The organism is Paraglaciecola sp. L3A3 (assembly GCF_009796765.1).
GTDB lineage: Bacteria > Pseudomonadota > Gammaproteobacteria > Enterobacterales > Alteromonadaceae > Paraglaciecola.
Genome location: NZ_CP047023.1, coordinates 4719124 through 4745385, shown reverse-complemented (window position 1 = coordinate 4745385; position 26262 = coordinate 4719124). Strand labels below are relative to the sequence as shown.

The window sequence follows — 26262 nt, the reverse complement described above, 5'->3', positions numbered from 1 at the left end:
TTAATCCAGATTATCAAACAATTTCCAATATGTCTGCAATTTGCTCGACGCGGCTAGTTGGTATTCTTATCTGGACTACCACCGTAATATATATAGCTACACAGCTGCATTTCGGTGTGGCGTAACTATGTTTGGTGTGCGAAGCGCATGCTTTTTCTATCTCCTATTTACTAGCGACCGCTTTTATCTTTTACTCTGTGGAGCGTAGCGCTCTGTGTTCTCTGTGGTGAAATGCTTTTTCTTGGCTTTGTTATCGGAACTCGAGCCTCACTACTGCTATTATTCGCTATTTGATATAAATCATCTACTTCTAGAACAAAAGGTGTGGAGATTTTGCCTGCTATTAAATCTTCTGCGGTGACAGTTTGGGCGGTTTCATCTTGCTTGGCTGTTTGTAATAACATGGCATGGCAAGTTCTTTGGTCTTGAGTTTCTTGCCAAACTAATGCGATAACTTGTTGCTGTGGGGTGGTTGTTAATTCTAGGGCGCTGATTAACAATGTCTTTTCTATGGCTTGCTGGTCGGCACCTAAAAATAAATTACTGCCGTGTATGGCGAACTCTTTGGCAACATAAAAGTTGGCGGCATTGCCTACTGTGGCCACAAAATCCAAGGGCCTGATAGATTTACCTGCATCTACATCTAAAATTAATTGTTGTAATAACTCTACTGAAAAATATTGAGCGCAGCTAACCAGTGAAAAGTCATCTGGATTAGAGAATTCAATGCCTAGTTTGGCCACAGCGGCTAAACCGGTCAAGGTAAAGTTATCCATTCTGCGTACTGCAACGGCAAACTCATCTTTTACTTGGCGTCTTAAATCTTTGTTTTCTACATCGCGAGCGTGACAAAAGCTTGCCTGTTTGGCTACCGTTAATTTCATGTGTTTGTTGCCTTTAAAACAAGTGCCGCATTATTGCCACCAAAACCACAATGATTGATTAAGATATGTTGATAGTTACGTAAAGGTATTTCTTGGCTGGCAAAAGGCAACATTTTGTCTGTTGCAGTGCCATCTGCAAAAGGCAAACTATTTTGCTGCAGTAGATTGTCTAACAGGGCTATTTCGATTGCTCCACATGCACCAAGTGTATGTCCAATAAAAGGTTTTAAAGCAAGGACAGGGGGGGGCGTAGAAAAATATTGCTGTAATGCATGGTATTCAGAAATATCGTTATTATAGGTAGCAGTGCCATGTACTTTTACCAAATTGATGTCGACCGGCGATAAATTGGAATTTTCGACTGCTTTATCTAACACCTTACTAATGTGGCTGCCATCTTCTGCCGTCATAGTTAAACTAGAAATATCGCAGGCTGAGTGGCCACCCAGCACAGTGAAGTAATGCTCTCGATCTGGTTTGTCTTTGGATAATAATAAAGCACCTATGCCTTCACCTAAAACTAGCCCATCTCGTTCGAGTTCAAAAGGACTGAGGCGTCCTTGACTGATTAAATCTAAAGAATGAAAACCGTCTATAGTCAAGTGGTTATAAAATTCGCAGCCAATGACTATCAGGTGTTTAAATTGACTGTTTTCAAGTAACTTCTTGCCGTATAGCAAGGCATTAATACTGGCGGTACAAGCTGTATTAAATACAAGATGACAAGGGCTTAAGCCTAATGTTTGTTGTAAATGTTGGCTTAATCTATCAATTTTAGGCACCCAAATATTGGCCCCAGGATTAGGCACAATAGTCCCTATGTCTAAAGATGTTGAGCCTAACATGAGTGCAGTATTTTCTAATTCAGCTTGAGTTAAACCACTGCTGTCTATTAGTTGTTTGGTGACATGGGTTAGGGAGTTGAATACTCTTTGTTCACTGGTATCAATATCGATTCCGTGCAAAGCATAAAAAGGCACTTTGGTTTGATCGGCAACCAGTAAGTTTGCATTTGCAATGTTTTGGTAACTTAACTGGTTAGTGCTGCTATTACCACAAGCTGTATGGGACACACTGGAATGGATATAAACACTCATATTTATTGGCTTTTTACTGCTTGTATATATTCGACAATACTATTTTGATTGAGTGCAAATGTTTACGGGATTCTTTTGACCCTTCCACTTTAATCCCAAAGTGTTCCTTCAAATACTAAGGCTAGTTGTAATGCATCTAGTGAATCTAAGCCCACATTGGATTTTTTGCCAAATAGTGGTTCGTCGTCTTCTATTTCTTGCCATGACAACTCATCTTCTTTATCACATTCAACTATGATCAGCTGTTTTAGTTGTTTTTTTATTGCTTCTAATTCCATAGTAATTCCCTTATTTTACGACTAAATAATAATGACGATACAGCCAAACTTACCAAGCTAAAGATACAAAGTTTAATAATATTGAGCCCTGAATCTGCCAATGGTGAGTCTACCATGTTCAGTTTAATCAATTCTGCGGACCAATACATAGGTGAAAATTGCGCGATACTCTGCAAACTTGGCGGCATCACATCCAGGGGTACCATAAAACCACTGAGTGCCGCTAAGATTATATTAATACCGCCACCCACCACTATGGCTTGTTCAAAGCTTTTTACCATAGCTGCAAATATTGCAGCAAAACAAACTGCGCTTAAACATATAAACAAGCCCATAGGCAGTAAACTTAATATTTGGCTAAAGGCAATAGGTTCTGCGTTGACGATCAAGGGAATTAGCCGTAAGCCAATTATGGCTAAAAGTATAAACTGCATAAAGCTAATAAAGAAAAATGCGCCTAATTTACTGAAAAAATAGCCATACATACTAATAGGAAAGGTTTTAAGTCTGATTAATGTGCCGCTATGTTTTTCATTTATGAGGGTAATGGATATGGGTAACACAATAAAATAGATACCAAAAACCAGCCATGAAGGAATGCTAGCTCCTATGCTGGGTAGTAGTTTATTGGCTTGTTCCGCAGCAAATAAATCAGAGGTGTCAGATTGTTTAATAATCTGCTGCATCTGTTGTTCTAATGGCATAGAGCTATCTAGTTCTTCAGTATCTAACATATATAAATGCAGTTTGACTCTGGCGAATGTTAGCTGTAAATGTTGGTTGATCAAAGCTTGTACTGGCAGCGAGGTACGGGATTGATATGTCACAGCTAATAAGTGTTTGGCTTTATTCGATAAAATATTTTGATTAAAAGTTTTATCGAAGGTTAAGGTGGCACTGGAATCATCAATGTCCTTTGTAAAACGATAGCCTAAATGTTCTAAATATTTGATGTATAAAGTTTCGTGTTGTTCTGGAGTGGCGGGTTCTATGTATAAGCTCACTGAGTCTAAAATATCGGTTTGCCGACCACTCATAGCAAAAGTCATGATCAGCATAAAAGTAAGGGGCATAATAAATAACACAGCTAAACTGTGTAAGTCGCTAAATACAATTAATAACTCTTTTTTAATGCTCTGCAATATCATCTTCGGCCATTAATGTTAAGTAATGTTCGGTCAGTGAATGTTGACCATATTGCATGGATTCAATTTCTAGGGCGTGTTCTTCAATTAACCCCATAATTTCCCATATGAGATTTTCTGAGCTGATAGTACATTTTAGAATCTTATTTTGTTCAATGGTTATGCCAGCCATTAACTCAACTTTAAATGCAGTTTGCAGAGGTTGGCTAAAGATGATCTGCAACGATTTATGCTCTTCTGTTTGTGCAAAATTTATCGCTCGTCCTTTTTTTAGAATAAATATCTCATCACAATGAGACTGAATTTCACTCAACATATGAGAGGTAAATATGATGGTTTTACCTTGTTTTTTTAGTAAGCCAATTAATTCTAGAATGGCATTTCTTGATACGGGATCAACACCCACTGTGGGTTCATCTAGGTATAAAATTTGCGGATCTTTAAGCAGGGCAATGGCTAAGTTTAGCCTTCTTTTGTAACCACCAGAAAGCGCAGAGGCTTTTTGTTTTAGTACATCTTGTAATTGACACTGGCCGATGACTTTATCTATTGTTGCTGGCTTTTGTGTGGTCTTTAGTCCACATAAACTGATAAAGTACTGTAGGTTTTGTAACACACTAAGTTGGTTATAAAAGGCATACTCTTGAGGGACTAAAGCAATTTGTTGTTTGATAAATTGTTGTTTAGATAAATCACTTTTTTGTTGTTTTAAAAAGGTGATTATCCCTGCACTGGGCTCTAACAAACCAGATAAAATTGACAATAGTGTTGATTTACCTGCGCCATTTGGACCAATCAGTCCTAAACAACTACCAGATTTTATATTGAGATCGATTGAGTTCAGTGCTAACTCTTGGCTTCCTTTATAGCGGTAACTCACATCTTCAACTTTTATTTCAAGCATAACTAGTGGTTATGTCCCTTAGTACACGGTTAAGTGTCTTTTATTTATGATTAGTTGATGGGGTTAACGCTATATTAATCAATTATTAGCACAGATTATAAAAGCAGGTTAATAGGTATTCTGCCAATCACTGCAGAATACCTATTCACTATGGAAGTTTGACTAATGTGCCTTTTAAAGCAACACCACTAACAAAAGTACCAGAACCACATTCAAACTGACTGCTGCTGACAAATTCATTGTGTTTATAATTTGATTTAATATCGACTACCGCATTCATGCCGTTTTTAAGGGCACTTTCTTGTAACACTTTTAAAGCTGAAAGTAATACCCACTCACAAGCTTCTTGTTCTGATTTACCAAAAGCGTTGGTTTTTCTGCTAGTGGATGTTTCACCCCAGGTTTTTGTCGGGGCTGGGTGTGACTGACCGGCAAAATAAACAGGCACATCTAATAATGCTTGTTTGGCTTTCTCTGAACTTAATAATGGTTCAATTGCAAACTTAAGACGATCATCTTTAGCTGACGCATTGACAGAAAAAAACAGGCAAGCCATTATACAAGTTAACACTACTCTCATTAGTTCATCCTCATTGATATGATTAAAAGTCGACGCATTATAATACCAACATTTATTGTAACTTGATTCAATATTTAATCGATATTTTCAACGGTGATTTGATACTTATCTCTATAGTGAATCATTAAGCTTTGCTGATTATTTTGCTGCACAGTAAAAATTAATTGCTGGCCAATTAGAAATTCTCGGCTGTTATTTTTATCATTGTTTTTCAACTGTATGCCTTGCAAGCCTTTTTTGACCTTAGCCACAGGCCAGTTTGATAGTTGATAATAAGCTAATAATTGTTCCGCTGGGATATCAGGTAGCATGATATTAGTCGATAATTCTAGTGCGCCACCTTGTTGCCAAGATAGCTGAAATAATTGCAGCCCAGATTGACTAAATCCCACCATATTAATTTGTTGGTTTTGTAGTTCAGTTTGTACTAACAATTGATGTGTCTCGTCTTCTCTAGTGACAGTTAATTTTTGCAAACTAATAAGGCCATTAAACTCACTAGGCACGGCTTGCAACTGATAAAAAACGTTTTCTCCCAGAGCAACGCGAGCCGAACTGATATTGAGTAGTTGGCAGGCATTTAAAAGTAAGGTTAAGCAAAACAAGCAGAGTGTCGACCAAGATACTTTTGTGATGGGGTGGCATTGTATATTCAAGCTTTATCTTTCTTCTGTTGTAATACTGAAAGAGGCAACATTAAGCATAATAACCAAGCTATAGAGACCCCAATTAAAATAGTTAAACCAAATTGTAAGATTGCGGGTGTGCTACTAAAAACAAACATACCAAATGCTAGACCAGAGGTAGCAGCGGATAAACTAATGGCTTTTAACACATGTGTTAGCCTGCCATGCTCTCGTAAAAACACCGCATAATCGACACTTAAGGCGATAATTAATATACAGCCTAATAAATTAAAAATAGTCACATAGCCTAAAAATATATGACTGATGGCCAGTGAACTAACGGCTGTAATAATCGGTAATGTCACTAACTTTAAGCCGTTTAATAAACCATATCTAAAGGTCATTAAAAGTAGTAACGCTACCACAGCTACGGCTAGAAAATACAATACATAAGTACGAAGTTTAGTCAGTGCCGAGGTGAATTTTGCCGGCTGATCAAAATACTGCAACGGAAAATCTAACTGTGCTTGTATGTCAGCCAAAAAAACCGCATCTATGGGGCCCATGTAACTTAATATGCCAATCAACTGACCGTTTCTAGTGGTAATGTCGGGAAATAATCCTGCAATTTCTGCTGGGACTTGTTCTAGTGTCATAAATTGATTGATAGTAGCGCTAAGCTTATCTAATGTTTCATCCGTCATATAGCTGATGATAGGCGAGAGATCTTGGTTATTGATACCAGCTTGTAACCATTGAGTATTAGCTTGTTGGGTGTTAATTGAAGGTAACCATTGATCTATGCCGTGTAATGCAAACGGTTCATCTGTCGCCTTGTTGATAACACTGCGTATTTGTTCAAATCTTTGTAAAAGTTGCTCAGAGTTGTCTGCATAAGTGTAGATAAACCTAGGGTATTGTTGGTTACCTATAATTTTGCTGACCATTTTTTCACTTTCAAGCAAATGTTTAGGGCTGCTATTAAATACGTTAATATCATCTTGAAAAAACCAGTTAGGCAAAGTTGCCAGACTACAGATGATTAACAAGCCAGTGACTAGTTTAAAACCTTGGATTGGAGCGTGACTTTGGGCAGAAGCTAAATTTTCGGCTGATTCACTTTTGCCTTGCCATGGCCAATGAGTAATGATGCCTAGGCCAGTTAAAATAGTGAAAGCTAGGCCTGCCGCTACAAATACCGCGACTTGTTGTAACAGAGGAATGGGCAAAAATAATAATAATAAATAACTGACTAATGTGGTTCCGCCGCTTACTAAGATAGCCGTGGCTATATACTGAGTAAGTTTGTGGTTTCTGAAGCCTGTGTGTTTAGCGGTTAATAAAATATGGTAACCATAATCTACCGCTATGCCAATTAAACTGACGGCAAACACTAATGACAGTAGATGAATTGTGTCAAATATTAAGGTAAGCGCCACCATACCGGCTAACATAGCACTGGCAATTAACAAACTAATGCAAAGTAATGGCTGAATATTTCTAAAGCTGATAAATGTCAGTAGCAACACGCCTAATAATGATAAACCACCAAATAATTGCATTTCATAGCTAGCTTGTTCGGTAATGGCAGCCGAATGAAAAATATAACCACTAGTATAAATCGACAAATCTGCGGCACGATTTTCTGTTAAAACTTGATTCACTGCTGAGATGCTTGCTACCACTTTGTCCATTTTAGTGGCATCGGGGTTAAATTCTAAAAATAATGGATAATACCTAAGCCCTGCGTATTCAGCATATATAAACGGCCCATCTTGTTGCCAAGCATTTTGACTTAATTTGTCGTTAAACCAATCAGCCAAATTAAGTAGCGGAGCTTGGTTAATAGTCAGTGACACTAAAGGGTTAGAGGGGCCACTAAGTAATTGCATGTAATTATTGATGATATAAGAATAATTATTGGCAATTCGAGCTGAGCTTGCTTTGTCACTTAAAAAAGCTAATGGATAGTTGGTGTAGGTGTGGATTAACGCTTGAATATCTAATTGACGACTTGGGTCGTTAGTCGCTTGTTCGATTAAATCTAGGGCTAATAATTGTTGGCTAATGTTTTTTAAACTTAACTGGCTAGTATGTGGTTCGGGAGCTTGCAGTAACAATAGGGCTTTGCTCGAATAGGGAGCTGCAGCGGCTTTGGTTAAGTCGTCTATTTCTGCACCTAAATCCAATACATTCATTATATTTGCATCAAAGTTAATGCTGTTATTCAGTAGCTTGTAACTGAGTGTGCCAAGCATGGCACTGGCAAATAAAAACCAGATAACAATTAAAGATACATTTTTAGGATCTTGTTGCACCTGGCCGTTAATCCGTAGTTGATGAGTTAGTTTTGGCAGTTAAGAATATGCTAGTCAGGGTGCCATTTTGTTCGTATAAATCTATTTGTTGTAGCTCATTGGCAGAAACTTTTAACGCTATACTTTTGATGAATTTTTGTATTTTTGGATTGCTGGGGGCTAATAATAAGCCCTCAATGCTTTCTGTTATATCGAACTGTTTTTTTAATGCAGCCAAGTCAGCACTAAAAATAGGTAACAATAACTGGCTGATACTGGTGTCTGCTGTCAGTACTTTAAAACTACCGTCAGTTTGTAATTCGGCTATACCATCTTGGTTTATCTGTAGTTGGTTATTGACAGGTTGTTGTGTATGCCAATTGAGCCCAGTTTCAGGTATGTAAGTATATTGACCTTTAGTGATAAAAGGTCGACTTAAGGCTTTTAGGTGTTTTTCTTGAGTGAAACTGCCTTGTTGTTTACTAGTTGTTAACCAAGGTAATTCAACACCATGTAATGAAAATATAGGCAACAACAATATAAATAAAATAGATAAATAGCGCTTCATTATTTTCCTTGAGATTTTATTGTTATTGGAAATTACGAGTTTAATGTTTGTGTTTGATTGTTTGTCTAATCAACCACTCTGATGCACCTAGTATGCCCATTAATATATATGAAATTAGACCATTATATAGCGTCCAAGTTTCCATGTCGCTAAACAAGCAAGTGTAAAAAGATATAGCGCCATTTAAAATGAAGAATATACACCATGCGTAAGTGACTTTACGTGTGTATTGCACCCCCGCGGGAGAAAACGAACTTTTGGTTAAACGGGCTAAACGTTCAATCACTGTTGGTGGAAAAACGATTGAATAAGCAAACACACAGAAAAATATTAAGCTAACAGCAACGGGATAAAAGCGAATACCGAATTCAGAACCAGTGAAAAGCGAAAAACTGAGTAAAATAATCACAGCCAAAAAAAGGAATTTTACGTGATTTGCTTGAGGCGCTTTAGGCTTGCTCAGTACAAACCTTACAATTAAAAGCACCATCAGTAATCCTGCGACAATACTGGGGCTGGTATATTGCAGGCCAAAATAAGCCAGCACTGGATAGAGTGCGGTTAATACAGTTAATAATATTGGCAAATCAAGATTCCATATATTGAGTTTTTATTGTTGTGCTTAAGTGTAAACTCAACTGCTGTGATTCTGGTAAAGGGACGAAAAGTTTGCGGTATCTTTTTGATATAACAATTCAATGTCTCGGGTTAATTGACGTACAGATTTACTGGCTGTATTAGCATCGTAACTGCTCACATCAAACTCTTCTAACGCGACTAACTGCATATGTATTTTTCTTTTTGGCACTTTATACCAAGGCCAACCTTTTGTTAATGCCGGTGGTGTGACCTGAATCAGTACGCGTTGAAAGTTAGTGGCACTGCGTAACGCAATATTGGCCGCACCTCTTCTAAATTTCAGCTCTGTGTCAGGTTTAGTTCGGGTACCTTCAGGAAAAATTATTAGCGTGCTACCTTGTTGTAGTGAGGCTTTGCAGTCTTTGATTAACTCTTCTGGATCGGCGTTACTGATATAACCTGTGTTTCTGATTACGCCGCGGGTAAATACGTTTTCTAATAAGTTTTGTTTAACGATACAGTCGGCATTACGCACGATTGAAATAAGTACCACTACATCAATCAGCGACGGATGATTGGCAATTAAGATTTTGCCTTGTAGGGTTTTTAACTTGTTTAAGCCTTTGGCATCTACTTTAGTGACCCCCACTATATACATTAACCAAACAAAACTTTTGAACGTTAAATGTACTGCATAACGACAAGATTTTTTACGTTTGGCTTCGTTGTTTTTATATTTTATGCCGTAAAAAGGCAGCCAAGTAGCGGCAATAATCACACCACCAATCCCAAAAACGGCAAAACAAAATCCTGTTGCAAATAAGCGCCATAGTCTATCGATATATTTCATTAAATTTTACTCAGCGTTTTAAACGTTATTGGGTTAATCATGGTGTACACAGGCACGGTTAAAAGAGTGATGCGTGAAAAAGAATGATACATAAAATATTTATACTCTTGAAGCTAGCTCAACAGCTTGTTGGATAGCTAACATAGCATCTAATTTTTTCACTTGTTTGGCTCCACCTATGTGATGAAACGGCACGGTTAATTGTGCTTGGTTAATGCTAGTATTGCTGACTTGTCCTGCACAAACCACCACTGAATCAACAGCTAAGGAAAGCTGTTTACCGCGATTTTCTATGTCTATGCCAGCAGTGGTAATTTTTTGGTAGTTCACTTTTGAGATAGTTTTAATATTTTGCCGTTTTAGTTCTGCTCGGTGGATCCAAACCGTTGTTTGACCTAGCCCTGCGCCTGGTTTGCGCACTGATCGTTGCAACATAGTAATGCCAGATAGTTCACTGCTGTGCTCGCTTGCTGCTAATAAACCACCATGGCTTTTATTACTTAGATCGATCCCCCAATGTTTGGCAAATCCATCCGTTTGTTGCTCTAATGATAAACCCTCGGTAGATGCAGTGGTTAATTTGGCCACCACATCAAAGGCTATTCCGCCTGTACCTATGATGGCAACTTTGTCGCCCGTCAGTACCTCGTCTTTGATTACATCAATATAGTTAAACACTTTTGCACTCGCTTCTATAGGAATGTCTAAGGTTTTAGGTTCAGTCCCAGTGGCGATAACCATCAGATCAAAATTATTTAGCTGAGTTTCACTTGGTGCACATTCTAGTTGCAAATTTATCTCTGAGTTTTTAATGCTTGTGGTTAAATAACGAATAAATTCTTTAAATTCGCTTTTGCCGGGGATTTTTGCGGCTAAGGCTAATTGGCCACCTATCTGCGCCGACTGTTCGTACAAGGTGATATTATGCCCTCTTTGCGCAGCATGAATGGCGAACATAGCGCCAGCTGGGCCAGCTCCCACCACAGCAATATTTTTGGCTTGATTGGTTTTTGGAAAAAGTAATAGGGTTTCAAAAGCGGCTCTTGGGTTAACTAAGCAACTAGCTACTTTGCCTTCAAAAATATGGTCAAGGCAGGCCTGATTACAGGCAATACAGGTGTTGATGGTATCTGCGGCATTGGCTTGAGCTTTATTGACAAATTGGCTATCCGCTAAAAACGGCCGAGCCATAGAAATTAAATCAGCATCACCTTTTTGTAATATATCTTCAGCTACATCAGGAGTATTGATGCGGTTGCAAGCGACGATTGGCACAGAAATATGTTTTTTTATTTCGGCGGTAACACGCCTAAAGGCGGCTCTTGGGACACTGCTTGCTATACTAGGGATCCGAGCTTCGTGCCAACCAATACCGCTATTTAATATATCTACGCCAGCTTCTTCTAGGGCAATGGCTAAAGCGATGACTTCATCAACATTATTACCATTAGTGACCAGTTCGATTATCGATAATCTGAAAATAATAATAAAATCTGTACCAAGAGTACTGCGTATTCGGTGAACAATTTCTAAGGCGAAACGGCACCTATTTTCGAAGCTGCCGCCCCATTTATCAGTGCGAACATTAGTCCGTGGGCTAGTAAATTGGTTGATTAAGTAACCTTCCGAACCCATGATTTCAACACCATCATAACCAGCAAGTTTGGCTAATTTTGCACAATTCACAAAATCTGAAATTTGTTGTTCTACTTCAGAATCGCTCAATGCATGAGGTATAAAAGGCACTATGGGGGCTTGTATCGCACTTGGAGCCACTAACTGGCTATGATAGCCGTATCTGCCAGCGTGTAATATCTGTAAACAAATTTTAGTGGGGTACTGGTGCACAGCTTTAGTGACTAATTGATGCTGACTAATATCTTGTTCTGTTTGTAAGATAGCTCTATTTGATGCGAGTACTCCAGATGCGTTAGGGGAAACGCCACCTGTGATAATGAGTCCCACTCCACCGGCTGCCCTTTCTGCATAAAAAGCAGCTAAGCGATTAAATCCGTCTGCTTGTTCTTCTAAATTTGTATGCATTGAACCCATAATGATTCTATTGCTGAGCACAGTGAAACCTAAACTTAGCGGTGTTAACATTTTGGGGTAGGGCATATAGGTTCTAGGATTGAGACTGTAAAGGCTGTAGTTTAACATGGATTTTCAATTTTATAAGTTGCAATAAAGAACTGCTAATTTAGTTGTTTAACAAATAAGTGTTTGATTGCTAGGCGGTAAAGGTTAATGCATTTTGTCTCAGGACTAATTATCATAGTTAGGTATCACTTCACTATGGATTTAAAACAATACTGTGCTAGCCAATAATAGCGATAACCTTTACCTGTATTATTGTGATTTACGCCTTGCTAATTTTGATGTTAATTCTCTAGCCAGTTTGTTGAACAAAACCGATTCACAACGATTTTTAGCTTATAAAAATCAATTAAAAAAACGGCAATTTGTTGTTGCTCGTTATTTAATTAAGCACGCATTGCATAAGCTGTTTGCAGTGCCCATAGAACATCAATATCAATTGGTTAACTATCAAAACTGGTTCGTTAAACAAGCGAATAGACAATTTACTGTATCTATTAGCCATAGTCAGGATATGGTTGTGATCGCAGTGAGTGCCAAACATATGTGCTTAGGGGTTGACGTAGAGCAACATAAAGCGCGAGACTTTATTGAATTAGCCAAGCTGTTTACAACCGCCACAGAATTAGAGCTACTCCAAAGAAGTAACAATAAGAAGTATACCTTTTATCGTCTATGGACGGCCAAAGAAGCATATTTTAAGGCCCAAAAATCATCTGACATTGAACTGTCGCAAATGGATTTGTCACTCAGTTTATGTAATGACACAACTCATTTAGCGGAACATTATTATTACCAACAAGCACTGGGGCAAAATGAGTACAGCTTGTGTTTGCTGAGCAAGGTGCCTATTAAGGGACAAGCGCAAAGTGTCACAATTGACAAATATTGTTTGCATGACAAATAAAGTTTATATAAATATAGCCTGAACGAAGGATAAGTAAGTTTTGAGAGAAGAAAATATGGGGTTAACATTTAATATTGCAAAATGTGTCGCTTGGGCGCCAGGAGTTGTAACAGAACAAGATTGGCAATTGTGGGCAGAAGGTCATCATTCATTTACCGATGAGAGTGATTTACCTGCATTAAAAACGATTCCAGCTATGCAAAGACGCCGATTAAGCCCTTTTGCGAAAATTAATTTACATTGCGCCCTTGAAGCAACAGAACATCAACAAGGTGATTTAGCTTGTGTGTTTTCTTCTCGACATGGCGACCTAAACCGCACTACAGCTTTAATTGAAAATGTCGCTAAAAAAGAAGACTTATCGCCCACCCAATTTGGTTTGTCGGTGCACAATGCGGTTTCTGGTTTATATAGTATTTATACAAAAAATCACGCGCCTATTTCAGCGGTGGCTGCTGGCAAAGCAAGCTTTATGGTTGGTTTATTGGATGCGGTGGCCAAATTACATGTCAATCAACTCGATAAAATTTTATATGTATATGCCGACTGGGCTGTACCAGAGTGTTATACCTCTTATGTCGATAATGAACAGACAGTTGCTATAGGGCTGTTATTAGAAAGAACCGCGCAGGATAAGAGTGGCAACATAAGCATTAACGATAATGGCTTGGCTGAAGGTATATTAGCCACAAATCAAGCTGTTGATTTTTTGGCTTTTTATTATGGTAAACAAAACAGCTGGGCGACTCAGGTAAACCAGCAATATTGGAACATGAAGAAAGCTCTCTAAACCTCTAATTAATTTTTGTCTGCTCGGATTAGCTTATTGCCTACTATTGCTAATAGTGTATTGATTGGTATCATTAGCCGCATTTATTTATGTACGAATTTATGGGTAAATAATCCTAATTTTTATTGGGTAAAAATTTAGACCAGATTCTTGAAATTAGTTATAAAAAGGAAGTTTTATGAGTGCTCTTATCTTAGAGATTAAAACATTAATCATTGATGCATTGGATTTGGAAGATGTTACTCCAGAAGATATAGAAGATGAAGCGCCGTTATTTGTTGATGGCCTTGGTTTAGATTCGATAGACGCCTTAGAATTAGGTGTGGCTATTAAAAAAGCCTATAACGTTAAAATTGATGGTAATACTGACGAAAGTAAAAAATATTTTTATTCAGTAAAAAGCCTGCATGATTTCGTTTTAGCATCAAGATCTGCGGGATAAAAACATGAATTCAGAACAAATATTAGATATGGTGAAAACCATCTTAGTGGAAGAGTTTGAAACTGAAGAAGCAGATATAGTGCCTGAAGCAAACATTTATGAAGATTTAGACATAGACAGTATTGATGTTGTTGATTTGGTGGTTAGACTAAGAACTGAAACTGGTAAAGTGATTCAACCTGAGAATTTCAAGCAAGTACGAACCATTAAAGACCTAACTGATGCATTAGAGGATATGATGCAAAAATAGGGGGTATACTTGAATACTTATTAAGCATTAAGGAAGATTATGTTCAGAGCATGTAAATTATTTACATTAAGCATTTATCTTTTTTTATGTGCATTCAGCCTGCCCATTTTATCGATTGAATCTATTCCTAGTATCGATGTGCAAACTAAGTTTCAAAATGGCAATGCAGGGTTAGCTGGAGAGTGGGGATTGGTATGGGGAGAATGGCCAGAACTATCCGATATTTATACCTCTAATATCAAATTTAAGCCGGTTCAGTTACCTAATTTTATTTCTTCTTTAGTTGATGAAGAACGATTAAATGAACGTAGATACGGCACATATTTACTGCATATTGATAACCTAAATCAAGTATTTAAAGAGCCTGCAATTCATATGAGCCCTATCAATGATGCTTGGCAAGCTTGGTGGATTGACGAGTTAGGGCAAACTCAATTTTTAGGCGAATCAGGAAAAATCTCGCAAACACTTGATGCGCAGAAAATGCGCTTCAAAACTCACATATTACTTTTACCTAAACATGCTCAATCTGGCACCCTAGTTATTTATCTTTCCGACCATGTTTATAAACGAGCGGGAATATATGGTGAATTAGAAATACAAGAATTACAGTCTGTTAATAAAGGGATCCATACTGATTTAGCGTCTCGTGTTGCGTTAATTTCTATTGGGCTCTTGGTAGTATTTCAAAACCTTATTTTTTATCTATTGAGACCTAAAGAAAAAGTGTTACTGCTATTGGCTGTGCTCGCTTTTGCTGTTTTATTTAGAGCTGCTATATCAACCGATTATGTCTATTACTTTTTAGGCAATCCTGATAATTTTAATTGGATTATTAAACTAGAATACATCACTATCGTCTGGCCTCCACTGGCGTCAGTGCATTTCTTTGCTCATTTGTTTCCTACTAGACATTGCTCATTTGTCATTAAAGTTGGTTATATTATATTGGCTGCTTGTATCGCAATCACTATTTTATTGCCAATTGTTCAGGTAATAAATTCTTTAATTTATTACCAACTAGTTTTAGTTATATTTAGCCTATATGCGCTGTGGTTGATTCTGCGATCTATGTTCATAAAATCTCTGCGTTCTTTACTGGTTATTATAAGCGCCTTTGTTTTATTTTTAGGCGTAGTTAATGATATTTACGCCGCTCAATCTAGTTGGTATAACTTCTATATTGCAGAATATACAATGTTTGTCTTCTTGTTTGTCCAGACCCAATATCACTCTTTAAGATTTGTTGCTGCTTTAGATATTGCCGAACATCTAACAGATAACCTGCAAAAAGAAGTGGCTGATAAAACTCAAGAATTGTCTATTCGTAATCAAGAACTCGAAGAAAAAGCTGAAAATTTAAAAATTCAACACGATAAGATAAAGATCTTGTCGGAAACCGATCATCTGACTGGTTTATATAACCGCCAAACATTCGATGATAAGTTAGAAGCAAGGTTTGCTCATGCCTGCAAAAATTCTGAACATTTGACTTTAATTATTCTCGATTTAGATAATTTCAAAAGCATCAATGATAATTATGGCCATTTAGTCGGTGATGAATGTTTGAAAATGGCGGCCAAATACCTTAGTCAAATTAACTTAGGGGCTGAAGATTTTGTGGCCCGATATGGCGGCGAAGAAATAGTGATTATATTGGCTAATACCGATATAGAAAGTGCTAGAGATCTGAGCCAAAAAATTTGTGAAGGTTTTAGAAAACTAAAATTAGAAACTGATTTTGGTGATATTAAGATTACCGCCAGTTTTGGTCTAGCAGAGCGTATATACAATAAAATTGAAAACGTAGAGCACCTTATTAAGTGGGCTGATGATGCGCTTTATCAAGCAAAAGCCACAGGTAAAAATAAAGTGGCTGTGGCTAATGCTTAAACGTGAGGCGGTTACTAAGTTAAAATATAACAGCTATTTAGGGGCTGTTGATAAGGCTTTTATTCCTGAGCTAGTTAGCTGAGTAGCAATCAAAGACAATACACAATAAGCGGTGAAATAATAAAATCCTTCTCCCGCCGCAGATAAGGTTTGTGTACTAATATCCAAAGCAATTTTAAAACCAAAGACATTAAAGTTTTCTGTACTGGCTGTATCGGCATGGTTAGTCGACATAATGGCTAAAAATATCGCTATTACAAAAACATCAGCCATCGACCACTTACCAATCAAACTGACAAAGTTGAGAAGCTTCTCTGCGATATGTTGTTTTTTGATGAAATAGGCGATACACATGAATAAGGTTTTCAGCAGTGGAATACACACTGAAAAAGCAAAAATTAAGCCTGCAACCATTAAACGTTGATCGTCCCACAACTCTTTGACAGTGGCGATAATTGATAATTCTTTATTTACCAAGGTTGAGGTTAATGAAGAGCCACTTAACAGCGCTTTCATTTCCATATTAAAACTAAACATATTGAGTAAAATTCCGGGGAAAAATAATCCTAATGCGACGATATTTAAAGCGAACCCTAGATGTTTGCGGATCATGTTTAGCCTTGCTTGCTAGTTAGTTGAAAAAAGAGGGTATTATAATTTGTTTATGATGGCAGGCATAGAAATGTTACAGATGATAAATATTCATAAATATAATAACTTGTTAGCTGTTATACAGTTTGTGTATGTTAAGGCTAATTATAAGTTATGGACGAAGAAATGAATTTACGTAAATTAGGTAAAACAGGTTTTGATGTATCAGAAATAGGTTTAGGTTGTTGGCAGTTAGGTGGCGATTTTGGTCCCCTGAGCGAATCACAGGCTCAAGATATTTTAACCGAAGCTAACAGCAATAAAATCAACTTTTGGGATACTGCAGACGTTTATGGGGCTGGCAGAAGCGAGTCCATGATTGCCCAGTGGCGAAAACAACATACTGAAGCAGAAAACTTAGTTGTGGCGACTAAAGTAGGGCGTTCAGGAGAACTTTTCCCTGATAAGTATACAAAAGAAAAAGTTAAACAAAGTATACAATTGAGTGCCAAGCATCTTGAGCTTGATTGTATTGATTTGATCCAATTGCATTGTGTTCCACCACAAGTATTACAAGATGGCGAGATTTTTACTTGGTTACAAGATTTTAAACAAGAGGGACTAATTAAACACTACGGAGCCAGTGTTGAAACTATAGAAGAGGGCTTGTTATGTTTGCAAGATCCCGAACTTGCTAGCTTACAAATTATCTTTAATATTTTCCGACAAGATGCTATTGCTGAATTACTGCCCCTTGCTGAAGTCAATAATGTGGGAGTGATTGTTAGATTACCTTTAGCCAGTGGCTTGTTATCAGGTAAATTTAAAAAGAATCAAACGTTTGATGCAACCGATCACCGCAATTATAATAAAGATGGTGATGCTTTCAGTGTGGGAGAAACTTTCTCTGGTATCCCGATGAATAAAGGCATTGAACTAGTGGAAGAATTAGCCAGCTTAGTTCCCAATGATTTTACTATGGCACAATTTGCTTTACGTTGGTTATTAGATCAAAAAGCAGTAAGTTCAGTGATTGCTGGAGTCAGTAAAAAACAGCAAATAGCGCTGAACACCTCGGCCGCCAATTTAGCTAAATTACCAGATGAGTTGCATAAAAAATTAGAACAGTTTTACTTTCAAAGTGTTAAGCAACATGTAAGAGGGAATATTTAACCTGAATACTGGATAAGCTGAACCTCTCGATAACGCTCTTTTTGTGCCTAGCGGCGGTGGGGTGCTTAGTCGTGTTAGGAGAGTCTCTAGCAATAACACGTTATTACCTACGACAATCCGCCTTGCTATACACGAAAAATTTCGTCACCGAGTGAGCATTCAGGTGAGGTGATTTGGACGAACGTTATTAAGTTATTGAATTGTAATAATAAATTAAGATTGGACAATACTTCTTATCCAGAACTCAGGTTATTTAGCTTTATTCTTTTTTAAGTTATTGAGTTGAGCGTTTACCTTTAAGGTAAACGCTCATTTTATGATGAGGTTAAGCGAATACAACGGTTTTATGATGGTGAATTATCACACGGTCTTCAAGGTGATAACGTACGCCATTGGCTAAAGCAGTTTTTTCACAGTTTTTACCTTTACGTACCATATCTGCAGCGCTGTCATTATGGCTGATACGCATGACTTCTTGCTCAATAATAGGCCCTTCATCTAAGTCGCTGGTCACATAATGACAAGTGGCTCCAATTAACTTTACGCCACGCTCGTATGCTTGTTGATAGGGTTTAGCCCCAGCAAATGAAGGTAAAAAACTGTGATGGATATTAATCGCTTTACCGGCTAATTTTTTACATAAGTGATCGGGTACTATCTGCATAAAGCGCGCAAGTACGGTTAGGTCACCTTGATAAGCTTTGATTAATTTTTCTATTTCGGCAAAGGCCTTCTCTTTAGGTTGGTCTTTAAAATCAACCCAATGGAATGGAATATTGTACCAATCTGCATATTGTTTCATTTGCGGATGATTAGCAATGATACAAGGGATCTCGCAGGGTAATTCACCCGTGTGCCATCTATGTAATAAATCCATTAGACAATGTGATTCATGACTAGCAAGTAACACCACTTTTTGTTTTTGTAACGAGTCGCTGATTTTCCAATTCATTTCAAAAGTGTTGGCTATAGGTGTAAACGCCTGTTTCACCTTTTCAATACTCATGTTAATAGAGTCTGCGCGAATTTCATGGCGCATGAAAAATCGACCGGTTTGTAAATCAGTGTGATGGTTTGCTTCTACAATAGTGGCATTTTGTTCTGCTAAAAACTTGCTCACAGCCGCCACAAGCCCAACTTGGTCAGGACAATCAATAACTAATCTAAATGTTTGTTGCATGATAAAAATGGATCTTCCTGTTTGCTAATCCCCCTATTGTGACCTGCCATAGGGTCTAGGGTAAAGAACAAAAGAGGATAATTCAGAATTTGTCTTGCTGCAATGCTTGAATAAGTTTGCAACGCAGGGTGTAATTATCATGTGATTTAGCCTCTAACCTGTGTAGATATATAAAATGTTGAAAAAAACCTTCATTAGTTTGCTTGTTTTGTTGCTGTTATTGTTTGTCGGTTTACGCATGTTGAGCATATCACCCCTGGCTTTAGGCGATGCGTTGGATATCTCTACTAGTATGGGCGCGAAAATAGCCTGTTCTGGTAAATATGTGTCGGGTTTATCTGAACAACAAATAAAAGCAGATTTAGCGGCTTATTCTCAGGCTAATAACTTGTTAGACATAAGCTACCAGAACAATTCTGTGAGCACTGATTTCTGGGGTTTATCACAGGCCAAGGCAACTTTTCGCCAAGGCTTAGGTTGTACCCTAGTTTATGCTGAGTCTGAGTTAGATTTGGATAGCCTGACTGTGCCTAGTGTGAGTGAGTCGTCTGCATTATGGCCAGCCGGTGAAAGTATTAATTCGATTCAGCCTATGGCACAAAAATTATTAGATCAAATCTTGCTAGAGGATAATCAACAAGGATTAGATACCCGAGCATTAGTGGTGGTGAAAAATGGCAATATAGTGGCTGAATCTTATGCTGCTGGATTTACGCAAAGCACGCCATTATTAGGTTGGTCTATGGGTAAAAGTTTGACCTCTATATTATTCGGGAATTTAGTACTGAATAACAAAATATCTGTTGCTGATGACCATTTATTCAGCCAGTGGAATGACCAAGCAAGACAAGCCATCACCCTCGAAAGTTTATTACACATGTCTTCAGGGTTAGCCTTTGATGAAAATTACATGCCTGGAACCGATGCCACCCGTATGTTATTTCTTGAGCCCAGCGCCTCGAGAATCCCTCTTAGCCAACCAGTTGAGCACCCAGTTGGGGCACATTTTTCATACTCATCTGGCAGCAGTAATATCTTGATGAGATTAGCTGCCAACACCTTAGGTGGGCCACAAGCATTAATTGATTACTTTTATCAACAAATCGCTCAACCTTTAGGTTTAGCTAACACCATTTTTGAAGTAGATCCTGGGGGCGTGTTTGTAGGTAGTTCTTATATTTTGGCTTCTGCACGAGATTGGGCGCGAATGGGTTTATTGATGGTGAAAGATGGTCAAATCAACCAGCAAACAGTGTTAAGTCCAGAATGGGTAGCAGCCGCGCAACAAGCAAATGTGAGTGATAATGACCCTAGATATGGTTATCAATTCTGGTTAAACAGCGGCTCAGACACATTACGTTGGCCTGAATTACCCACAGATACCTACGCCATGTTGGGCAGTAAAAAACAACGAGTGATGATGATACCGTCACACAATACTGTCATTGTGCGCCTTGGTTGGAGTGGTAGTTACCCTGATGATAAAAACTTTTCCAGAGTGCTCGCGGCGCTAGCAAATTAAGCTTTGGCTATTATCGATTAAAACTAAACGCCATCTTTAACGGCCAAGACAGCCTAATATGGTATGCCACACCATGGGGACTAGAAACAGATTCAAATAAATGAAACTCTTTTGCTTGCCAACTAAAGTCAGGCTCAATCAAGGGCGCAGGTGGATTTAGTGTGCATTTTCTCGCTAGGGTTAGATGGGGCACATAATCTTGTTTAGGTATGATTAAACCACTGGTTTTAGCTATTTTGTTTAGTTGTGAGGCCAGTTGTAAATGGGCTTGATGGGTATTATCACAACCCAACCAACAAGCTTTAGGTTTAGCCCAATAACCCATATGATTTAGACTTACGGAAAACTCGCTGACCTCAGGCATAGTGGCGATTTGGCTGGTTAGCGCATCTAGATTTTTGGCTGTGACTTGGCCTAAAAAAGCCAAGGTAACATGAAAATTTACTGCTGGCACAGGGGTATTAAAATTAGGCAATGCCTTATTTCGCCATGCTTCTATGGCCAATTTTGTTTTGCCGTCTAGTGATAAACCTAAAAATGCTCGCATCACTCCACCCTATAAGTTTGATATGATCAGATTACCTAAGTACTAATTTACCGCAAAGAGAGTTTGCTTGCTGCCAGTTCAACACATTTTATCTGATTTACATGCACAACTTGCAGTGGGAGACAGCATAGTGGTGGCCCCTCCAGGTGCTGGCAAGTCTACTTGCTTACCCTTGTCTCTATTAAATCTAGATATTTTTGCCAACAAAAAAATTATCTTGTTACAGCCAAGGCGTATCGCGGCTCGAAACATAGCGACTTATTTGGCGCAACAAGTTAACGAACCTGTAGGACAAACCATAGGTTATCGCATTCGTGGTGAACATAAAGTAAGTGCTAACACACGCCTAGAGATAGTCACCGAAGGTGTGTTGACTCGAATGTTGCAAAATGAGCCCGAGTTGCCAGATGTGGCTTTAGTTATTTTTGATGAATTTCATGAACGCAGTATTCATGCCGATTTTTCTCTGGCTTTGTGTATAGAAGTGCAACAAGCTTTGCGCGACGATTTACGCCTATTGGTGATGTCGGCCACCTTAGATGTGGCAGCGATCAGCCAATTATTACCTGAGGCTAAAGTATTTGAGTCTTTAGGTAGAAGTTATCCTGTAGATATAGTGTACCGACCGACTCATTCAAGCGCTGCGTTTGCAAATACCTCCATTGCTGAAAGTGTTAGTCGGCTGATTATTGATATTTTTGCTAAGCATCAAAAAGATGGCTTAGTGTTTTTACCTGGAGCGGCCGAAATCAATAAAGCCGCCCAATGGTTAGAGCAGTATTTTTTGACTCAAGCTACAGAGACTCACGCAACAGAAAAACCTGTGATCCATCGTTTGTATTCAGATCAGGCTAAAAACTTACAAGACGCCGCCCTGTTGCCCGATCCCGATGGTAAACGAAAAATTGTATTAGCCACGAATATCGCCGAAACCAGTTTGACCATAGACGGGATTGAATGGGTAGTGGACAGCGGTATAGAAAAAACTGCGATTTATCATCTTAATCGGGGGGTCACACATTTACAAAATAGAAAAATCTCTCAAGCCTCGGCTGTGCAAAGAGCCGGTCGTGCTGGCCGTTTAGCCCCTGGCACGTGTTATCGATTATGGAGCAAAGAACAACAAGACCGACTGGCGCCACAATCGACAGCAGAAATTTTACAAAGTGACATGAGTAGTTTTATTTTAGAATCTGCAGTGTGGGGTGCTGAAGTAAAAGAATTAAACCTGATTGATTATCCCAGTGATGCCCAATTAGCCCAAGGCCAACACTTTTTAAATCAACTGGACTTGTTTGACAGTAAACAAAACTTAACCTCTTTAGGTAGGCAAGTGCATGCTTTAGGCTGTAATGCATCTATTGCCGTTATGTTGCTAAAAAGTGAGGCGATAGGCGTGAATCATTTGAGCTTAGCTTGTGCATTGGCAGCCTTATTTGAAAATAAAGATCCTATACCGCGTAATATTAGCCAGACTGTTGGCGCAGAAATCTCAGTACGTTTACATTATTTATTAAAACAAAAAAATCATGCCATTTGGCAATCGATTCGCCAATGGCATAGAAAGTTTGCTATTCAGTTAACAGATTGGCCCTTTACCGATGTGGCTATTTTGGTGGGGTTTGCTTATCCTCAGTGGTTGGCGAAACAAAGAAGCGGTGAATCTTACCAGCTGGCTAATGGTGCAGGGGCGACATTGCGTCGAGAAGATGCTTTACTCGAACAAAAATGGTTAGCCATTGGGTTAATGCAGACCAGTGACAAACAACAAGGTAATGCACAAATCCGCTTTGCTGAATCTATTTCGTTAGCGCAAATCGAACAACACTTTTCATCGCTAATGTCAGAAACGCAAGTATTAGAATGGGATGACACACAACAAAAAATTACCGCTCATAAACGTAAAGTGTTAGGCAAAATAGTGGTATACAGACAGCCTATGGCCAAACCATCTGCTGAGCAAATTGAGAATATGTGGCAACAGGTGATAACTAAAAAAGGTATCAGTGCTTTGCCTTTTGATGAAGATACTTGGCAACTGATTTATCGAGTTAGGTTGGCAACCAAACTCAACCCAGAGCTTAAACTGGCTGATTTTTCTGAGCAAGGCTTACTAAATTCTATCGAACAATGGTTGTTACCTTATTTATCAACTAAAACCAGTTGGCAACAATTAACCCAGTGTCAATTTAGTCAACAGCTAAAAAGCCAACTTGATTACCAGCAACAACAAACGTTAGATAAATTTTTACCAGAAAAAATATCCTTACCTAGCGGTCGCAGTGGTCGGTTAATTTATACTGAACATGATAAAATAGTATTATCAGTTCGGATCCAAGAAATGTATGGCATGTTAGAACATCCTGTTGTTTGTCAGGGACGGATAGCGATTACTATTGAGTTGTTGTCACCGGCGCAAAGGCCTATCCAAACTACCCAAGATTTACCGGGTTTTTGGCTAGGCAGTTACAAACAAGTACAAAAAGAAATGAAGGGTCGTTATCCTCGTCACTTCTGGCCAGATAGTCCAGCCACATCACCAGCGACTACCACTACCAAAAAAAGAATGAATTTTAAATAATGAGTAAACCCGCAGTTAACAAATCTAAAACCGCTAAAGCTAAATCTACAGACTCAGTTAAACCTTCACTGTGGCGCAGGCTTAATCCTTTTCGTTGGTTGTTTCGCAATTGGTTTAAGTTGGCTTTGATTTTTGCGATAGTGCTTGGCAGTTATTGTGTTTATTTAGATGCACAAATCAGTAAAAAGTTTGCCGGCAACAAATGGCAAGTGCCGGCACAAATTTTTGCTCGTCCTATGTTTTTAAAGCTCAAACAAGAAATTACCATTGAAGAAATTGAAGAAGAGCTAAGACTACTCGGATATAGACGTGTAACCCGTGCTGACAGCTCAGGCGAATATCAAATATTGGGTGATCGTATTCGCATTCAAAGGCGTAAGTTTGATTTCCCCCATGGCCGCGAACCACTGCGTAATATTGAAATTAGTATTAATCAGCAAAGAATTACGCAAATTCTTGAATTAGATACTCGGCAAAAAATAGATAACATTTACCTAGAGCCTTGGTTAGTCACTCGCCTCCAAAGCAGTGAGCGTGAAGACCGCATGTTAGTCAATATTGCCGACGTGCCACCTGTGTTAACTCAAGCCTTAGTGGCAGTTGAAGACGATGACTTTTATCAACATTTTGGTATTGCCCCTTTGTCTATAATGCGTGCGCTAATTGCGAATATATCTGCTGGACGAACAGTACAAGGTGGCAGCACCTTGACTCAACAATTAGTTAAAAACCTATTTTTAACCAGAGAAAAATCCATTACTCGTAAAGCCAAAGAAGCTTTGATGGCTTTAATTATTGAAGTTAGATATAGCAAAGAGGTGATTTTACAAGCCTATTTAAACGAAGTGTTTTTAGGGCAGAATGGCAACACAGGTGTGTATGGTTTTGGTTTAGCCAGTTATTTTTATTTTGCTCGTCCGTTAAATGAACTCACTATAGATGAAATGGCCATGTTAGTGGGGATCATTAAAGGACCTTCTTACTATAACCCCAAACGTCATCCAGAACGTGTAGTAACCAGACGGAACTTAGTCTTGCGCATGATGTTTGAAAGTCATCAACTCACCGCCAACGAATACGAAGCTTTAGTGAAAAAACCATTAAAGTTATCTATTGGTAAAAGTTTACAAAAAGATAAACATCCCGCTTTTATGGACATGGTTAGACGAGAATTAAAACAAGTATTAGATAATCCAGATATTCTTGAATCTGGGGTGAAAGTGTTTACCACCTTAGATTCCAATGCCCAATTAAAAGCGGAACGAGCCGTAGCGCAGGGGGTCATCAAACAAGAAAAACGTATTGGTAAAACAGGTTTTGAAGCCGCTATGGTAGTGACCGATATCGACACCGGTGAGGTACGTTCAATTGTAGGTGGCCGCGAAGCTAATTACGCAGGATTTAACCGCGCTCTCGACGCCAAGCGGGCGATTGGTTCTTTAGTGAAACCGGCTATTTATTTAACGGCATTAGAACAAGCGTCTGATTACAACTTGGCCACCTTGTTAATGGATGAACCGATTAAATTGAAGAGTAGCGAAGGCAAACTTTGGCAACCACAAAACTCAGACAAGAAGTTTCGTGGTCAAGTACCATTACTCACAGCGTTAACTAAGTCATTGAATGTACCTACAGTTACCTTAGGCATGAACTTAGGTTTAGGGACTATTGCCGATACAATCTGGCGCTTAGGGGTAGAAGAAGAAATTCAGCTGTATCCTGCCATGACCTTAGGCGCAGTGAATTTTTCACCATTACAAGTGAATCAGATGTATCAAACCATAGCCAATAATGGCCGCTACATTCCACTGCATTCTATTACCGCCATAGTCTCACCCGACAATTATGTATTGTGGAACTTCCAGGCCAGAGCCGAGCAAAGAGTCGACGAACAAGCCACTTACTTATTGAATTACGCTTTACATAAAGTGACCTTAGAAGGCACCGCAAAAGCCCTTAAAACAAAATTTCCAGATATTAATATGGCGGGTAAAACGGGTACCACAGATGATTATCGCGATAGCTGGTTTAGTGGGTTTGATAAAAATATATTGATCACTAGTTGGATAGGTAAAGACAACAATCAACCTGTTAATTTAAGTGGTGCCAGTGGCGCTATGCAGTTGTTTATAGGGTATCAGCAGCAACAAGCACCTAAGTCTTTGGTCAGGCGGTTTCCGGCTGGTTTAGCTATTAGTCATTTTGACATCACTACCGGTCAACTAAGTAAAGCGGGCTGCGTCGATACTTATAGTGTGCCAGCTATTACCGACGCCTTACCACCAGTACCCAAACAGTGTTTTGGTGAATCCAGAGTACCTGAAAAACCTAAAAGCTGGTGGCAGAAAATTTTTGATTAAGAGCAGAATAAAGCAGTGTAAGAGCAGTAGATAGGAGATAGTTGAGCTTAGGGACAAGACTATCGACCGACCTTAAAGTCCGTCATTCCTACACATCGACGCCTTGTTCAAAAACCGCTGA

General features: G+C 38.6%; 24 protein-coding genes. 9 read left to right on the top strand and 15 right to left on the bottom strand.

The annotated features are described in order from the left end of the window. Nucleotides 1–170: 170 nt before the first annotated feature. The 12 genes from GQR87_RS19595 to GQR87_RS19540 form a co-directional block, all read right to left on the bottom strand. Complete coding sequence (locus GQR87_RS19595) at nucleotides 171–884, bottom strand: hypothetical protein (protein ID WP_158972332.1); 714 nt, start codon at nucleotides 882–884, stop codon at nucleotides 171–173. Then, nucleotides 881–1981, bottom strand: a complete 1101-nt coding sequence (locus GQR87_RS19590) for a beta-ketoacyl synthase N-terminal-like domain-containing protein (protein WP_158972330.1) — start codon at nucleotides 1979–1981, stop codon at nucleotides 881–883. Before GQR87_RS19590 ends, GQR87_RS19595 begins: the two co-directional genes overlap by 4 nt. A gap of 89 nt (nucleotides 1982–2070) precedes the next feature. Further along, nucleotides 2071–2259: a hypothetical protein gene (locus GQR87_RS19585; protein ID WP_233267325.1), complete on the bottom strand. Its 189-nt coding sequence runs from the start codon at nucleotides 2257–2259 to the stop codon at nucleotides 2071–2073. Next, nucleotides 2250–3401 carry an ABC transporter permease gene (locus GQR87_RS19580; protein ID WP_158972328.1) on the bottom strand — a complete coding sequence of 384 codons (1152 nt, stop codon included), beginning with the start codon at nucleotides 3399–3401 and terminating at the stop codon, nucleotides 2250–2252. The genes GQR87_RS19585 and GQR87_RS19580 overlap by 10 nt, the downstream gene beginning before the upstream one ends. Beyond that, on the bottom strand, nucleotides 3388–4308 hold the full coding sequence (locus GQR87_RS19575) for an ABC transporter ATP-binding protein (protein ID WP_158972326.1): 921 nt from the start codon (nucleotides 4306–4308) through the stop codon (nucleotides 3388–3390). Before GQR87_RS19575 ends, GQR87_RS19580 begins: the two co-directional genes overlap by 14 nt. 148 nt (nucleotides 4309–4456) lie before the next feature. Next, the gene (locus GQR87_RS19570; protein ID WP_158972324.1) at nucleotides 4457–4888 is read right to left on the bottom strand and encodes an excinuclease ABC subunit A; all 432 of its coding nucleotides are present in this window, start codon (nucleotides 4886–4888) and stop codon (nucleotides 4457–4459) included. 74 nt (nucleotides 4889–4962) lie between these two features. Further along, nucleotides 4963–5544 (bottom strand): DUF3261 domain-containing protein, encoded by a 582-nt coding sequence (locus tag GQR87_RS19565; RefSeq protein WP_158972322.1) that lies wholly within the window; start codon nucleotides 5542–5544, stop codon nucleotides 4963–4965. Beyond that, complete coding sequence (locus GQR87_RS19560) at nucleotides 5541–7832, bottom strand: MMPL family transporter (RefSeq protein ID WP_158972320.1); 2292 nt, start codon at nucleotides 7830–7832, stop codon at nucleotides 5541–5543. The genes GQR87_RS19565 and GQR87_RS19560 overlap by 4 nt, the downstream gene beginning before the upstream one ends. A 7-nt stretch (nucleotides 7833–7839) precedes the next feature. Beyond that, nucleotides 7840–8379 carry an outer-membrane lipoprotein carrier protein LolA gene (locus tag GQR87_RS19555; RefSeq protein ID WP_158972318.1) on the bottom strand — a complete coding sequence of 180 codons (540 nt, stop codon included), beginning with the start codon at nucleotides 8377–8379 and terminating at the stop codon, nucleotides 7840–7842. Nucleotides 8380–8419: 40 nt separating this feature from the next. Next, nucleotides 8420–8965 carry a hypothetical protein gene (locus GQR87_RS19550; RefSeq protein ID WP_199271652.1) on the bottom strand — a complete coding sequence of 182 codons (546 nt, stop codon included), beginning with the start codon at nucleotides 8963–8965 and terminating at the stop codon, nucleotides 8420–8422. Between the two features lie 48 nt (nucleotides 8966–9013). Continuing rightward, complete coding sequence (locus GQR87_RS19545; RefSeq protein WP_158972316.1) at nucleotides 9014–9808, bottom strand: 1-acyl-sn-glycerol-3-phosphate acyltransferase; 795 nt, start codon at nucleotides 9806–9808, stop codon at nucleotides 9014–9016. Nucleotides 9809–9907: 99 nt separating this feature from the next. Beyond that, nucleotides 9908–11926, bottom strand: coding sequence for an NADPH-dependent 2,4-dienoyl-CoA reductase (locus GQR87_RS19540; protein WP_158972314.1), 2019 nt, complete (start codon nucleotides 11924–11926; stop codon nucleotides 9908–9910). Between the two features lie 196 nt (nucleotides 11927–12122). Between GQR87_RS19540 and GQR87_RS19535 the strand changes: the two genes are divergently transcribed. From GQR87_RS19535 to GQR87_RS19515, 5 genes are all read left to right on the top strand, one after another. After that, on the top strand, nucleotides 12123–12812 hold the full coding sequence (locus tag GQR87_RS19535) for a 4'-phosphopantetheinyl transferase superfamily protein (RefSeq protein WP_158972312.1): 690 nt from the start codon (nucleotides 12123–12125) through the stop codon (nucleotides 12810–12812). 55 nt (nucleotides 12813–12867) lie between these two features. Continuing rightward, on the top strand, nucleotides 12868–13602 hold the full coding sequence (locus GQR87_RS19530) for a beta-ketoacyl synthase chain length factor (RefSeq protein ID WP_158972310.1): 735 nt from the start codon (nucleotides 12868–12870) through the stop codon (nucleotides 13600–13602). Nucleotides 13603–13780: 178 nt separating this feature from the next. After that, nucleotides 13781–14044, top strand: coding sequence for a phosphopantetheine-binding protein (locus GQR87_RS19525; RefSeq protein ID WP_158972308.1), 264 nt, complete (start codon nucleotides 13781–13783; stop codon nucleotides 14042–14044). A 4-nt stretch (nucleotides 14045–14048) separates the two neighbouring features. Beyond that, the gene (locus GQR87_RS19520; RefSeq protein WP_158972306.1) at nucleotides 14049–14294 is read left to right on the top strand and encodes an acyl carrier protein; all 246 of its coding nucleotides are present in this window, start codon (nucleotides 14049–14051) and stop codon (nucleotides 14292–14294) included. A 39-nt stretch (nucleotides 14295–14333) separates the two neighbouring features. After that, nucleotides 14334–16187, top strand: coding sequence for a diguanylate cyclase (locus GQR87_RS19515; protein WP_158972304.1), 1854 nt, complete (start codon nucleotides 14334–14336; stop codon nucleotides 16185–16187). A 33-nt stretch (nucleotides 16188–16220) separates the two neighbouring features. Here GQR87_RS19515 and GQR87_RS19510 read toward each other — a convergent pair whose 3' ends face one another. Next, complete coding sequence (locus tag GQR87_RS19510) at nucleotides 16221–16799, bottom strand: paraquat-inducible protein A (protein WP_158972302.1); 579 nt, start codon at nucleotides 16797–16799, stop codon at nucleotides 16221–16223. Nucleotides 16800–16964: 165 nt separating this feature from the next. Between GQR87_RS19510 and GQR87_RS19505 the strand changes: the two genes are divergently transcribed. Then, on the top strand, nucleotides 16965–17951 hold the full coding sequence (locus GQR87_RS19505; protein WP_158972299.1) for an aldo/keto reductase: 987 nt from the start codon (nucleotides 16965–16967) through the stop codon (nucleotides 17949–17951). A 325-nt stretch (nucleotides 17952–18276) separates the two neighbouring features. Here the strand turns inward: GQR87_RS19505 and purU are convergent, their stop codons facing one another. Further along, nucleotides 18277–19131, bottom strand: a complete 855-nt coding sequence (gene purU, locus GQR87_RS19500; RefSeq protein WP_158972297.1) for a formyltetrahydrofolate deformylase — start codon at nucleotides 19129–19131, stop codon at nucleotides 18277–18279. 175 nt (nucleotides 19132–19306) lie between these two features. Here purU and GQR87_RS19495 point away from each other — a divergent pair, with 175 nt between their 5' ends. Then, nucleotides 19307–20653, top strand: coding sequence for a serine hydrolase (locus GQR87_RS19495; protein ID WP_199271651.1), 1347 nt, complete (start codon nucleotides 19307–19309; stop codon nucleotides 20651–20653). A 10-nt stretch (nucleotides 20654–20663) separates the two neighbouring features. Here GQR87_RS19495 and thpR read toward each other — a convergent pair whose 3' ends face one another. Then, entirely contained in the window at nucleotides 20664–21200 is a 537-nt protein-coding gene (gene thpR / locus GQR87_RS19490; protein WP_158972295.1) for an RNA 2',3'-cyclic phosphodiesterase, read from the bottom strand. Nucleotides 21201–21267: 67 nt separating this feature from the next. On the opposite strand from thpR, the gene hrpB reads away from it, so the two are divergent. Next, a complete protein-coding gene (gene hrpB / locus GQR87_RS19485; protein ID WP_158972293.1) occupies nucleotides 21268–23781 on the top strand; it encodes an ATP-dependent helicase HrpB in 2514 nt (837 codons plus the stop codon). Further along, on the top strand, nucleotides 23781–26141 hold the full coding sequence (mrcB, locus tag GQR87_RS19480) for a penicillin-binding protein 1B (protein WP_158972291.1): 2361 nt from the start codon (nucleotides 23781–23783) through the stop codon (nucleotides 26139–26141). Before hrpB ends, mrcB begins: the two co-directional genes overlap by 1 nt. Nucleotides 26142–26262: the final 121 nt, after the last annotated feature.